The sequence below is a fragment of the Chitinophaga sp. ARDCPP14 genome, from assembly GCF_051362515.1.
In the GTDB taxonomy this organism is placed as follows: domain Bacteria; phylum Bacteroidota; class Bacteroidia; order Chitinophagales; family Chitinophagaceae; genus Chitinophaga.
The window spans coordinates 1-13912 of sequence record NZ_JBKIXB010000003.1; the positions used below are offsets into that span (position 1 = coordinate 1).

8 protein-coding genes are annotated in these 13912 nt (G+C 46.6%); 3 read left to right on the forward strand and 5 right to left on the reverse strand.

What is annotated here, in order from left to right; genetic code table 11:
* The coding region (locus ACLHR0_RS08990; protein WP_436485999.1) for a hypothetical protein at positions 1-9016 on the reverse strand (9016 nt) is incomplete at its 3' end.
* Positions 9017-9446: 430 nt separating this feature from the next.
* Here ACLHR0_RS08990 and rpmI point away from each other — a divergent pair.
* Both rpmI and rplT read left to right on the forward strand, forming a co-directional pair.
* On the forward strand, positions 9447-9644 hold the full coding sequence (gene rpmI, locus ACLHR0_RS08995) for a 50S ribosomal protein L35 (RefSeq protein ID WP_079471802.1): 198 nt from the start codon (positions 9447-9449) through the stop codon (positions 9642-9644).
* A 48-nt stretch (positions 9645-9692) separates the two neighbouring features.
* Complete coding sequence (gene rplT / locus ACLHR0_RS09000) at positions 9693-10037, forward strand: 50S ribosomal protein L20 (RefSeq protein ID WP_370913399.1); 345 nt, start codon at positions 9693-9695, stop codon at positions 10035-10037.
* 3 nt (positions 10038-10040) lie between these two features.
* On the opposite strand, the gene ispE is transcribed toward rplT, so the two are convergent.
* The 4 genes from ispE to ACLHR0_RS09020 form a co-directional block, all read right to left on the reverse strand.
* Positions 10041-10850 (reverse strand): 4-(cytidine 5'-diphospho)-2-C-methyl-D-erythritol kinase, encoded by an 810-nt coding sequence (gene ispE / locus ACLHR0_RS09005; protein WP_436486002.1) that lies wholly within the window; start codon positions 10848-10850, stop codon positions 10041-10043.
* Positions 10851-10918: 68 nt separating this feature from the next.
* A complete protein-coding gene (locus tag ACLHR0_RS09010) occupies positions 10919-11518 on the reverse strand; it encodes a bifunctional nuclease family protein (protein WP_079471804.1) in 600 nt (199 codons plus the stop codon).
* 189 nt (positions 11519-11707) lie between these two features.
* On the reverse strand, positions 11708-12679 hold the full coding sequence (locus ACLHR0_RS09015) for an electron transfer flavoprotein subunit alpha/FixB family protein (RefSeq protein ID WP_429047819.1): 972 nt from the start codon (positions 12677-12679) through the stop codon (positions 11708-11710).
* Between the two features lie 36 nt (positions 12680-12715).
* On the reverse strand, positions 12716-13456 hold the full coding sequence (locus ACLHR0_RS09020; RefSeq protein WP_370913402.1) for an electron transfer flavoprotein subunit beta/FixA family protein: 741 nt from the start codon (positions 13454-13456) through the stop codon (positions 12716-12718).
* A 135-nt stretch (positions 13457-13591) separates the two neighbouring features.
* Here ACLHR0_RS09020 and ACLHR0_RS09025 point away from each other — a divergent pair, with 135 nt between their 5' ends.
* Complete coding sequence (locus ACLHR0_RS09025; RefSeq protein WP_429047822.1) at positions 13592-13903, forward strand: hypothetical protein; 312 nt, start codon at positions 13592-13594, stop codon at positions 13901-13903.
* Positions 13904-13912: the final 9 nt, after the last annotated feature.

Genomic DNA, 13912 nt, shown 5'->3' on the forward strand with positions numbered 1-13912 from the left:
GTTTTTTCAGGCTGGTGATCCTCACGGTATCATAAGTAGCAGCAGCACACTGTGAGTTTGAAATCTGCCAGAAGAGGAGCACTGAGCTGTCGGCCGGAACGGTAACAGTAGTAGTCGCGCTGTTGACGTTAGCAAACTTCACAGAAGCGGTAGCCGGTGTGAATGTCCAGGTGCCTTTTGCGCCCAGCTCAGTAGGAGCGGTGGCGTTGAGCGTAAATACTGTTTTGTCACAGGCAATCTGGTTAGAACCGGCATCGCGAACGATTGGTTTTTTCAGGCTGGTGATTCTTACTGTATCATAAGTAGAAGCAGCACACTGTGAGTTTGAAATCTGCCAGAAGAGGAGCACTGAGCTGTCAGCCGGAACGGTAACAGTAGTAGTCGCGCTGTTGACATTTGCAAACTTCACAGAAGCGGTAGCCGGAGTGAATGTCCAGGTGCCTTTTGCGCCCAGCTCAGTAGGAGCGGTAGCGTTAAGGGTAAACACCGTTTTATCACAGGCAATCTGGTTGGAACCGGCATCGCGAACGATTGGTTTTTTCAGGCTGGTGATCCTCACGGTATCATAGGTAGCAGCAGCACACTGTGAGTTTGAAATCTGCCAGAACAGGAGCACGGAGCTGTCAGCCGGAACGGTAACAGTAGTAATCGCGCTGTTGATGTTTGCAAACTTCACAGAAGCAGTCGCTGGTGTGAATGTCCAGGTGCCTTTTGCGCCCAGCTCTGTAGGAGCGGTAGCGTTAAGGGTAAACACCGTTTTATCACAGGCAATCTGGTTAGAACCGGCATCGCGAACGATTGGTTTTTTCAGGCTGGTGATCCTTACGGTATCGTAAGTAGCAGCAGCACACTCAGAATTTGAAATCTGCCAGAAGAGGAGTACTGAGCTGTCGGCCGGAACGGTCACCGTAGTAGTCGCGCTGTTGATGTTTGCAAACTTTACGGAAGCAGTCGCCGGTGTGAATGTCCAGGTGCCTTTTGCGCCGAGCTCAGTAGGAGCGGTAGCGTTGAGTGTAAATACTGTTTTATCACAGGCAATCTGGTTAGAACCGGCATCGCGAACGATTGGTTTTTTCAGACTGGTGATTCTTACGGTATCATAAGTAGGAGCAGCACACTCAGAATTTGAAATCTGCCAGAAAAGAAGTACTGAGCTGTCGGCCGGAACGGTCACCGTAGTAGTCGCGCTGTTGATGTTTGCAAACTTCACGGAAGCCGTCGCCGGAGTGAATGTCCAGGTGCCTTTAGCGCCCAGCTCTGTAGGAGTGGTGGCGTTGAGCGTAAATACTGTTTTGTCACAGGCAATCTGGTTGGAACCGGCATCGCGAACGATTGGTTTTTTCAGGCTGGTAATCCTTACGGTATCATAAGTAGCAGCAGCACACTCAGAATTTGAAATCTGCCAGAAGAGGAGTACTGAGCTGTCAGCCGGAACGGTCACCGTAGTAGTCGCGCTGTTGACGTTTGCAAACTTTACGGAAGCTGTCGCCGGAGTGAATGTCCAGGTGCCTTTTGCGCCGAGCTCAGTAGGAGCGGTAGCGTTAAGGGTAAACACCGTTTTATCACATGCAATCTGGTTAGAACCGGCATCGCGAACGATTGGTTTTTTCAGACTGGTGATCCTTACGGTATCATAAGTAGGAGCAGCACACTGTGAGTTTGAAATCTGCCAGAAGAGGAGCACTGAGCTGTCGGCCGGAACGGTAACAGTAGTAGTCGCGCTGTTGATGTTTGCAAACTTCACGGAAGCAGTCGCCGGAGTGAATGTCCAGGTGCCTTTTGCGCCGAACTCCGTAGGAGCGGTAGCGTTGAGTGTAAATACTGTTTTATCACAGGCAATCTGGTTAGTACCAGCATCCCGCATCAACGGTTTTTTCAGACTGGTGATCCTTACGGTATCAAAGTTAGCAGCAGTACATTCTGTGTTTGCAATTTTCCAGAAAAGTAATACGGTACTATCGGCCGGAACGGTAACAGTTGTATTGGCTTTATTTTTATCCGCGAAAGTTACAGAAGCTGTAGCCGGTGTAAACGACCAGGTACCTTGTGCGCCAAGCTCCGTAGGAGCGGTAGCATTGAGTGTAAACACGGTTTTGTCACAAGCAATCTGGTTGGTGCCGGCATCACGCATCAATGGCTTTTTCAAGCTGGTAATTCTTACGGTATCAAAGTTAGCAGCGGCACATTCTGTGTTTGCAATTTTCCAGAAAAGTAATACAGTACTATCAGCGGGAACGGTAACAGTTGTATTAGCTTTATTTTTATCAGCGAAAGTTACAGAAGCAGTAGCAGGTGTAAATGACCAGGTACCTTGTGCGCCGAGCTCAGTAGGAGCAGTAGCGTTGAGTGTAAACACAGTTTTATCGCAGGCAATCTGGTTGGTGCCGGCATCACGCATTAATGGCGTTTTCAAACTGGTGATCCTAACGGTATCAAAGTTAGCAGCAGTACATTCTGTGTTTGCAATTTTCCAGAAGAGTAATACGGAACTGTCAGCCGGAACGGTCACCGTAGTGGTGGCGCTGTTAATGTTGGCAAAAGTTACAGAAGCAGTAGCTGGTGTAAATGACCATGTACCTTGAGCGCCTAGCTCTGTAGGAGCGGTAGCATTGAGTGTAAACACTGTTTTATCGCAGGCAATCTGGTTAGAACCCGCATCCCGCATCAACGGTTTTTTCAGGCTGGTGATCCTCACCGTATCATAAGTAGAAGCAGCACACTCAGAGTTTGAAATCTGCCAGAACAGGAGCACTGTACTATCAGCCGGAACGGTAACAATAGTAGTAGCGCTATTGACATTAGCAAACTTCACAGAAGCGGTAGCTGGTGTAAACGACCAGGTACCTTTAGCGCCCAGCTCCGTAGGAGCGGAAGCGTTAAGTGTAAATACAGTTTTATCACATGCAATCTGGTTAGTGCCCGCATTTTGAACTGCTGGTTTTTTCAGGCTGGTGATCCTTACGGTATCATAAGTAGATGCAGCACACTCAGAGTTTGAAATCTGCCAGAAGAGTAATACAGTACTGTCAGCCGGAACGGTCACCGTAGTAGTCGCGCTATTGACATTTGCAAACTTCACAGAAGCGGTAGCTGGTGTAAACGACCAGGTACCTTTAGCGCCAAGCTCAGTAGGAGCGGAAGCGTTAAGTGTAAATACGGTTTTATCACAGGCAATCTGGTTAGTACCCGCATTTTGAACTGCTGGTTTTTTCAGACTGGTGATCCTTACGGTATCATAAGTAGAAGCAGCACACTCGGAGTTTGAAATCTGCCAGAAGAGTAATACAGAACTGTCAGCCGGAACAGTCACCGTAGTAGTAGCACTGTTGATATTTGCAAACTTCACAGAAGCGGTAGCTGGTGTAAACGACCAGGTACCTTTAGCGCCCAGCTCCGTAGGAGCGGAAGCATTAAGTGTGAATACGGTTTTATCACAGGCAATCTGGTTAGTACCCGCATTTTGAACTGCTGGTTTTTTCAGGCTGGTGATCCTTACGGTATCATAAGTAGAAGCAGCACACTCGGAGTTTGAAATCTGCCAGAACAGGAGCACTGTACTATCAGCCGGAACGGTCACAGTAGTAGTAGCACTGTTGACATTTGCAAACTTCACAGAAGCGGTAGCTGGTGTAAACGACCAGGTACCTTTAGCGCCAAGCTCAGTAGGAGCGGAAGCGTTAAGTGTAAATACGGTTTTATCGCAGGCAATCTGGTTAGTACCCGCATTTTGAACCGCTGGTTTTTTGAAACTGGTGATCCTTACGGTATCATAAGTAGAAGCAGCACACTCAGAGTTTGAAATCTGCCAGAACAGGAGCACAGTACTATCAGCCGGAACGGTCACAGTAGTAGTCGCGCTATTGACATTTGCAAACTTCACAGAAGCGGTAGCTGGTGTAAACGACCAGGTACCTTTAGCGCCCAGCTCCGTAGGAGCGGAAGCGTTAAGTGTAAATACAGTTTTATCACATGCAATCTGGTTAGTGCCCGCATTTTGAACTGCTGGTTTTTTCAGGCTGGTGATCCTTACAGTATCATAAGTAGAAGCGGCACACTCGGAGTTTGAAATCTGCCAGAACAGGAGCACTGTACTATCAGCCGGAACGGTCACCGTAGTAGTGGCGCTGTTGATGTTGGCAAAAGTTACAGAAGCGGTAGCCGGTGTAAATGACCAGGTGCCTTTTGCGCCCAGCTCAGTAGGAGCAGAGGCATTAAGTGTAAATACAGTTTTATCACAGGCAATCTGGTTGGAACCCGCATTTTGAACCGCTGGTTTTTTGAAACTGGTGATCCTTACGGTATCATAAGTAGAAGCGGCACACTCAGAGTTTGAAATCTGCCAGAACAGGAGCACAGTACTATCAGCCGGAACGGTCACAGTAGTGGTGGCACTGTTGACATTTGCAAACTTCACAGAAGCGGTAGCTGGTGTAAACGACCAGGTACCTTTAGCGCCCAGCTCTGTAGGAGCGGAAGCATTAAGTGTGAATACGGTTTTATCACAGGCAATCTGGTTAGTACCAGCATTTTGAACCGCTGGTTTTTTCAGGCTGGTGATCCTCACGGTATCATAAGTAGAAGCAGCACACTCGGAGTTTGAAATCTGCCAGAACAGGAGCACAGTACTATCAGCCGGAACGGTAACAGTAGTAGTCGCGCTATTGACATTTGCAAACTTCACGGAAGCGGTAGCTGGTGTAAACGACCAGGTACCTTTGGCGCCCAGCTCAGTAGGAGCAGAGGCATTAAGTGTAAATACAGTTTTATCACAGGCAATCTGGTTAGTGCCTGCATTTTGAACCGCTGGTTTTTTGAAACTGGTGATCCTTACCGTATCATAAGTAGAAGCGGCACACTCAGAGTTTGAAATCTGCCAGAAGAGGAGCACTGAACTATCAGCCGGAACAGTCACCGTAGTAGTAGCACTGTTGACATTTGCAAACTTCACAGAAGCGGTAGCTGGTGTAAACGACCAGGTACCTTTTGCGCCCAGCTCTGTAGGAGCAGAGGCATTAAGTGTAAATACAGTTTTATCACAGGCAATCTGGTTAGTACCCGCATTTTGAACTGCTGGTTTTTTCAGGCTGGTGATTCTTACGGTATCATAAGTAGAAGCAGCACACTCAGAGTTTGAAATCTGCCAGAACAGGAGCACTGTACTATCAGCCGGAACGGTAACAGTAGTAGTCGCGTTATTGACATTTGCAAACTTCACAGAAGCGGTAGCTGGTGTAAACGACCAGGTACCTTTGGCGCCCAGCTCAGTAGGAGCGGAAGCGTTAAGTGTAAACACTGTTTTGTCGCAGGCAATCTGGTTAGTACCCGCATCCCGCATCTGCGGTTTTTTCAGACTCGTGATTCTCACCGTATCATAAGTAGGAGCGGAACACTTCGAATTTGAAATCTGCCAGAAGAGGAGCACTGTACTATCAGCCGGAACGGTCACCGTAGTAGTGGCGCTGTTGATGTTGGCAAAAGTTACAGAAGCGGTAGCCGGTGTAAACGACCAGGTACCTTTAGCGCCCAGCTCAGTAGGAGCAGTGGCGTTGAGGGTAAACACCGTTTTATCACAGGCAATCTGGTTGGTGCCGGCGTCACGAACAGCAGGTGTTTTATAATTGGTAATAAATACCGTGTCATTGGTAGTCAAACATGGTCCGTTGGAAATAGTCCATACCAATGAAGCGGTATCACCAACAGGTACTTTCACAGTAGCATTCCACTGCGTTGGGTTGGTGATAGTAACCCGCGGGTTAGGCGATGTCCAGAGGCCCGTAGCTCCTGCAGGAGCCGGAGTATTACCTGCTAACTGGAAGTCAGTAGCACGGTCACATTCTGTTTGATCGGTACTTGCATTGGCAACATTAGGTTTTGCAAATACTTTCACCGTTACGCTTGCACAGGCAGTGTTACCACAAGGACCGGTACTTTCTGCCCGCACATAATAAGTGGTTGTGGCAGTTACATTATTAAATACAACTTCAGCACCATTATTAATAGAGGAAGCTGGAGTTACTGCTACGCTGCCTGGTAAACCAGGACAAGCACCGGTATACCATTTCCATTTATGTGTAGTACCAGTAGAATCAGTTCCCAGGGAACCTCCTATCACTTTTAAAGTAACATTACCGGTAACGCACAGACTGTCGGAGCTGGCATCAATGGAAGTAGGAGCGGTTGAAGGCTTTTCCACAGAAACAGAAAACGGCACCGTAACGCTACATCCGTGTAACGTATCCTCCTGTGCTGTAATGACGAAGTCGTAGCTACCAGCAGGTGTGTTTGCCGGCAGTTTCACTTTAAAGATACCAGAGGTATTGTTAGATGGCCATGCTTTGGACACCGTTACAAAACCAGGCATCTTCCTGGTGGCGGCAACACTGAGTACATACTGCTTCAAAGTCCCTGGTACCACGTTGCTGTAGGAGACCGTAAAGGAATCCACCGTATTACAAACCGCAGCTGCAGCAATATTCAGCGTAGGCTTATCCTTAATGGTAAGGTTAACGGTAGTCGAGTTCGGACCGGGACAAACACCATTAGAGATGGTCCACGTCAGCACAAATGTTTTAGGCCGTGCATTGCTGACAACAGAAGCTATCGCATTATAAGCGGTGTCGTAGTTAATGGTGATATCTGAAGAAGTAGTACCCGGCGCTAATGTCCATTTACCGGTTTCACCAACGCCCGGCTTACTGGCGTTCAGCTGGAAATCACGTAACTCGCACTGTACCTGGTTCAGACCTGCAACACTCGGGGTAAGAGGTTTGGTATTAATGAGTGTAACCCGGTTGGTATCCGTACATGCAGCCAGTGTTTTGTTGGTAATTATCCAGAAGAGACGTACCGTATCACCTGCCATAACACCCGTCACGCTGGTGGCGGCAGTAGTAGTATTGGTAATAACGGCTCCTTTGTTTGGACCGTCAAATGACCAGGTACCTTTCTGATCCGAAGGAGGGGTGCTCCTTTTAATATTAAAGGTGGATATATTACATTGTCTGTAGATGGTATCCACATCCGCTACCGGCACCGACCGCACATTTACCCTGAAGGTGTCAACGACCGTACAGGTTTTGTTGGTCACAACAACGTTGTAAGCTTTGGTACCGGTGTCTGAAGGAACATGCGAAATAGCGGGCACTTTACCTTTAATAGAATCAATGCCATATTTCCACATCCAGTTCAAACTGTCGGCGGGCGCGCCTGTAATGCCTAAGTTCAGGTTAATCTGTGCACCAAGACAAATATTCACCGGTCCGCCTGTAATAGCGGTGACCGGTTTTTTATCTACAACTACCCGGGCAAATCCACTGTCCTTACATTGACGCGGTTCATTCTTCACAGAGTTCCACCCATAATCTGCAATCCCGATAGCCCAGTAGTCTCTGGTGCTGTCGGGAAATACGGTCATTTTAGGGCCAAAATAAACCGGGTCCACCTTCCATTCATAAGTACTGTATCCTCCATCAGCCGTCAGATCCACACTTTGCCCGATACAGATCCTGCCCGACGAAATGGTTACTTTGGGCTTCGGAAGAATAGTGATCTTGGTGTATTTCGATGGAGACGCACAGTTGCTGACGTTCCCCGATTCAAGGATATTTACCCGGTAATATTTATGCACTATCTGGTTAGGATCTCCTTTCAGCGCGCCATCCGCAAATGTGAGCGTGTTGGTAGCCGCGCCTGATATACCGTTTCCATTTACAACAGGAAACCAGTCGGCCGGATTGTTTTCATCCCCGGTATTACTGTAAAACCATTGATATATTGGATTCTTAAAATAATCCTGGTTGGGATCGTAAGTGCCATTCGGCAAATGACCATCAGGACTATATAATGCTTTAATAGTAATAGGAGCGCCTTCGCAAAGTGAATCCGCTCTTAATTCTGTATCAATCTGACCATCGATAAATGAGTAGATGTCCGGGCTGCAATAATTAAAGCCGATATCATCTATCGCGATATCATTTCCACAATCACCAAGACGATCATTGACAATTTCAAGTGTTACTGCAGTTACACCTCCGGGTGTTTTAAAGCTGCCGCCGTATTGTTGCCATGTTGAATACGACAGGTTCATAGATACGTCGTAGGTTTTAAACCTTGCGAGTGTATCCCACAATGCAGCGTTGGTGCTGCCCTTTTTATTAATGATGAGGAAGGTAACCCCGGCATAGTGATAACCATCCGAGTTACCTGCCGCACAGTTATAGTTAAATACGTTGTAGCTGTTTACGTTCAGGAACCAGGCGCTGAAATTATAAGAAGAGCCCGGGCATACCTGCACATTGTTTTTAGTATAGAAAGATTTTTTATTGATAGAAGAGTTGGCGATGAGCATACCACCCACGGAGTCGATAGTACTTCCGGTATGATCTGTTGCCTTTACCCACTCACTTCTTATTTGAGTATGCCAGAAAATATTGTAACTATCATCAATGAAATTAGCCCCGTTCAGAGGCATAGGTACATAGTTATATCCGGTAACCGCTGCATTGGAGCGGCTGTCGGTAGCATTCTTTTTAAATTTACCAAAGTCCTCCAGGAAATCGCTTTTACTGGTCGTATTACCCAAACACGGTTGAATTGTACAGTCTTTTACGTAAATGGACTTTGTAACCGGATAGGTATTATTCCCCCTGAACAGCACCACTTTCACCGTATACTTAGCGGCATCATTAAATTTAATGGTCAGGGAGTTCTTATTAATATTTATGCCGCCGGAGTTATAAGTGTCCCTCCGCTGGCCAACTAATTCGTGGCCTGCCCTGGTATCGGTCGTGAAGAGCACATCATAGGTTCCCCCCGTGATTGTCCAGGTCGCGGAATCTGCATAATTACTGGTGTTATTCCAGAAGAAGGCGTTCATACTGGCGAAACTTCCCTTACATATCGTGTCGGGAAGGTTCATAAAGGCTGTGCCGTTTGCCGGCGCAGTTTGTGCTGCCACCTGTTTATTAAGCAGCACAAGCCCCAGTATCAGGTACAAAAAGGTTAATAGTCGTTTCATAGGTGCAAACAGTTAAGTAAGAAAAGTATCAGGATTGAGCAGCTTTTGTTTGCTCAATCCATATTGTACCTCAACTCTTTACATCGGTTATCTTTCCCGGATGGTTTTTTCCGGCAGAGCGTGGAGCAAGTGTAAAATGGTTTCATAGGCGTCAGGTGTTTATACTTGGTATGGCTAAAATATATAAATGAATTAAGATTAAAATTAGATGTAATATAGGGAAATAAAAAAAGTGTTATTAATCGTAATATGATAAAGCGCCAGATAAGTTGACCGGATGGGTTAGCGAAAAATTGATTGTCAATTGCTTAAAGGGGGTAAAAAAATATCAGAAAAGTTATCCACATTCGCGATGGGGGCTGAATTATTTAGAGGAGACTGTGCTTTATTAAATTATTTTCATACCTTTGCAGACCAAATTTGATGTAAGATGCCCAAAGTAAAGACACATTCCCGTGCCAAGAAAACGTTCAAGGTTGGTGGGAACGGACAGATTAAGCGGTTCATGGCCTTCAAAAGCCACTTACTGACCAAAAAATCTACGAAAAGAAAACGTAGCTTAAGAGGTAGTACACTGGTTCACGAAGCAAATCTTAACCTGGTTAAGAGAATGCTCGGAATGCGCTAGTATCTGTCAAAAGAATCGAATTTTATAACCTGAGAAAAAACAAAGCAAATGCCTCGTTCAGTTAATGCCGTAGCTTCAAGAGCCCGGAGAAAAAGGATCTTAAAGCAAGCCAAAGGCTTCTACGGTAAAAGAAAAAATGTGTACACCGTAGCGAAGAACGTTCTTGAAAAAGGACTCACTTATAGCTATGTTGGCCGTAAATTAAAGAAAAGAAACTATCGCCAGCTGTGGATCGCCCGTATCAACGCTGCTGTTAGAGCAGAAGGGTTGACCTATTCTGTGTTTATGAACAAATTAGCCGGCAAAAGCATCGACCTGAACAGAAAAGTTCTGGCTGATCTGGCTATGAATGAACCAGAAACATTTAAAGCACTGGTAGCTTCTGTAAAGTAAGACTTACCTGATAGTAAATACCCGGTAGCTGGCATCCCACAGGATGTCAGCTATTTTGTTTTTAGGATATATCCCGAATATCGCGGAACCGCTGCCACTCATCGACGCATAAAGCGCCCCGGACGAATACATTTGTTCCTTTATCCCCTCCAGCACCGGGTGTGCCTGGAATACCGGCGCCTCGAAATCGTTTGACACCATATCTTTCCATTCCTCCACCGGTAACTGGATCATTTCCCGCAGCGGGTGAACCGGCGCGCCGGGAACAAGCTGCCTAAATGCCCACCCCGTATTTATATGAATACCCGGATGCACCAGCAAAAACGAGTAGCCGGAGAGGTCCAGTGTCATCGGCTCCATGATTTCTCCACGCCCTGTGGCGTAGCAAGGTTTATTGACAATAAAGAATGGGCAGTCACTCCCCAGTTGAGCCGCATAGTCAACCAGCGCAGCTTCCGGAAGCCCCAGCTGGTATTTCTGGTTCAGCAGTTGCAACATGAAGGCGGCATCTGCGGAACCTCCACCCAGGCCGGCGCCAATGGGTATATTTTTCAATAAATGAATGTTTACCGGCTGCAACTGCGGAAAGTCCGACTGCAATAACTGAAAAGCCCGTATACAAAGGTTATCGGCTGCATCACCAGGCACCGGGACACCCGTGCTCTCAAATTGAAGTTCAGTATGCGTAATTACCTCCAGCGCATCATTAACAGGCAGGGGATAGAAGATGGTTTCCAGGTTGTGGAAGCCATCGGGGCGTTTACCGGTAACATGTAAGCCCAGGTTTATTTTGCAGTTTGGAAATACAATCATAGTTGCACGGCAAACCAACAGCTACAGTTTTTACACCGCCGGCTGCAGGGAGTATATAAAATGAAAAGTTATTTGCTTTTGCGGCTGTTGATCTCATCGCGGATAGCGATGGCCCGGATGTAGTCTTCCTGTTCCAGTACTTCCTGTAACAAGGTAGTTAACTCCTCTACATTCAGTGCTTTTAGGTCATCTTCCACACCTTTCTCATGCTCCGAAATAGTAGGGGTAACCGGCTTATTGGTCTTTTTACCGGCAGGGTCGTCCAGCAGTATCCCTGCGCTGTTGAGGATATTCTCGAAAGTATAAATAGGGCATCCGAAGCGAACTGCGAGGGCCAGTGCATCCGATGTCCTGGAATCTATCTCTATGGTTTCGTCGTTGTTAGAACAGATAAGCTTTGAGTAAAAGATGCCTTCCTGCAGATTACTGATGACCACCTCCTGTAATTCTACATTAAAGGCGTTCATAAAGTTTTTCATCAGGTCGTGTGTTAAAGGCCGGCTGGGTTGCATTTTTTCCAGAGCTACTGCAATCGCCTGCGCTTCAAAGCCACCAATCACAATAGGCAAACGGCGCAATCCGTTTACTTCTCCCAGTACCACGGCATATGAATGAGTCTGCGTAATGCTGTGCGATAAAGCAACTATTTCCAGTTCTATTTTTCTCATATCTGTCTTGCGTTGTCGCTGAATAGTTTGTAAGACCGTGAAGTTAGAAAAATATTCCTTATCTAAAAAAAATCTATAATGATAAATCTATGATATAAGAATTACGGTACAGGAATTACGAATGAAAAATCAACACGATCTTAAAAATTGAATACTTCATTCGTAATTCTTATACCGTAACCTGGTTGCTTAGCTCTGTTTCAGCTTGTTGACGGCTGCCGTAAGCTTAGGCACTATTTCAAATGCATCACCTATTATGCCATAATCTGCGGCTTTGAAAAAAGGAGCTTCCGGATCTTTGTTAATCACCACAATGACCTTGCTGCCATTCACGCCAGCCAGGTGCTGAATAGCCCCGGAAATGCCCACCGCGATATAAAGATTGGGGCGCACGGTTAAACCAGTCTGACCCACATGTTCATGGTGCGGGCGCCAGCCGGCGTCGGCTACCGGACGGGAACTTGCTGTTGCAGCTCCCAGCGCCTTTGCCAGGTCTTCCAGGATGCCCCAGTTTTCCGGACCCTTCATACCACGGCCGCCGCTTACAATTACTTCTGCCTCCGTTAAAGGCACTTCACCGCTCACCGTTTCAGTTTTAACCACCTTCACTTTAAAATCAGCATCGCTGATAGCCGGAGAAAAGGCTTCTACTGTAGCAGTAGCAGTGCTGGGGTTCACAGGGAAGGTATTGGGTATAATGGCAATCACCTTCTTATCAGATGTAATATTGATATGGGCAAATGCCTTACCGGAGAACACGTTTTTCTTTACCACAAATCCATTGGTAGTATCCGGATAGGAGATGGCGCCTGCCACCAGACCAGCTTTCAGCCGGGCAGATACCCTCGGCGCAATGGCTTTACCATCAAAGTTATGAGGGAAGACAAGCACCTTACTGCCTTCTTTTTCGGCTGCTTCGGCAATAGCTTTGGTATATACAATGCTTTCTACTTCATGTAAGCGGGCATCTGCTGCGTGTAGTACCTTTTGTGCGCCATAGTTGCCCAGTGCGGCCAGTTCAGCAGCGTCAACAGGGCCCAGTACCAGTGCAGTAGCAGTAGTACCCAGCTGTTCAGCCACTTTAGCGCCATATTGTACGGCTTCCAGCGCCGCTTTCTTGATTTTACCCTGTGCCTGGTCGGCAAATATTAATATAGACATGAATAATTTGATTAGTAGTTGAGAGATAGTTTACCCTTAGATCACTTTTGCTTCTTCGTGCAGCAACTTCACCAGTTCTTCCACGTTATCAGGACTGATCAGTTTAACGCCGGCCTTTGCAGGAGGCAGTTCAAAGCTTACTACGGAAGTGAGGGCGTCTGCAGCAACAGGTTCCACCACAGTGAGGGGCTTGGTTCTGGCGGCCATAATACCGCGCATATTGGGGATCCGGGCTTCAGCCATTCCCTTCTGGCAGGAAACAACTACTGGCAGCGATACTTCGCACACTTCTTCTCCGCCTTCTATTTCCCTGTTAACGGTAGCCACGGTACCATTCAGGTCAAATTTAGCAGCAATGGATACATAGGGCAATTCCAGCAGTTCTGCCACCATACCGCCTATACCGGAGCCATTAAAGTCAATGGTTTCTTTCCCGGTAAAAATAATATCGTATTGTTTATCCTTTGCATGCGCAGCTATCTGCGACGCAATATAGTAACTGTCAGCACTATCCGCATTTATACGGAAAGCCTCGTCTCCGCCCAAAGCCAGTGCCTTGCGGATAACCGGATCACAATCTGCACCACCTACCGTAATAAGATGCACGTCAGCCCCTATGGTTTCTTTCAGCTCCAGCGCCCTTACCAATGCATACCATTCATCGTACGGATTAATAATAAACTGTACACCAGCCTCATTGAATTTCGTGTTATTGTCCGTGAAAGCTATTTTTGCAGTCGTGTCCGGAGTTTTGCTGATACATACTAAAATCTTCATGGCCTTAAACTGTTTTGTTTTAAAATGCGGTAATAGCAAATATATCTAAATAATATACGCCAACCGCAGGGAGGGAAGATGATTTTAATCAGTGTGAGAGATTGACATATTGTACAATTAAATAATAACAAACGAATGGACAGAATCGCGCAAATAAAGCAGTTCCTGGTAGCCACACCAAACGACAGCTTCCTGAAACATGCATTGGCGCTGGAATACATTAAGCTCAACGACGATGTAACCGCCAGGCAGTTGTTTGAAGAACTGCTGGCCCATGAACCGGGCTATGTAGGTTCTTATTATCACCTGGGGAAGTTACTGGAACGTGCCGGTGATAATGCCGCCGCCATCAGCACCTATGAAAAAGGCATGGCTATGGCCAAAGCAGGTAATGAAAGACATGCATACAACGAATTACAGTCGGCCTACGAAGACCTGATATACTGATATTATTAA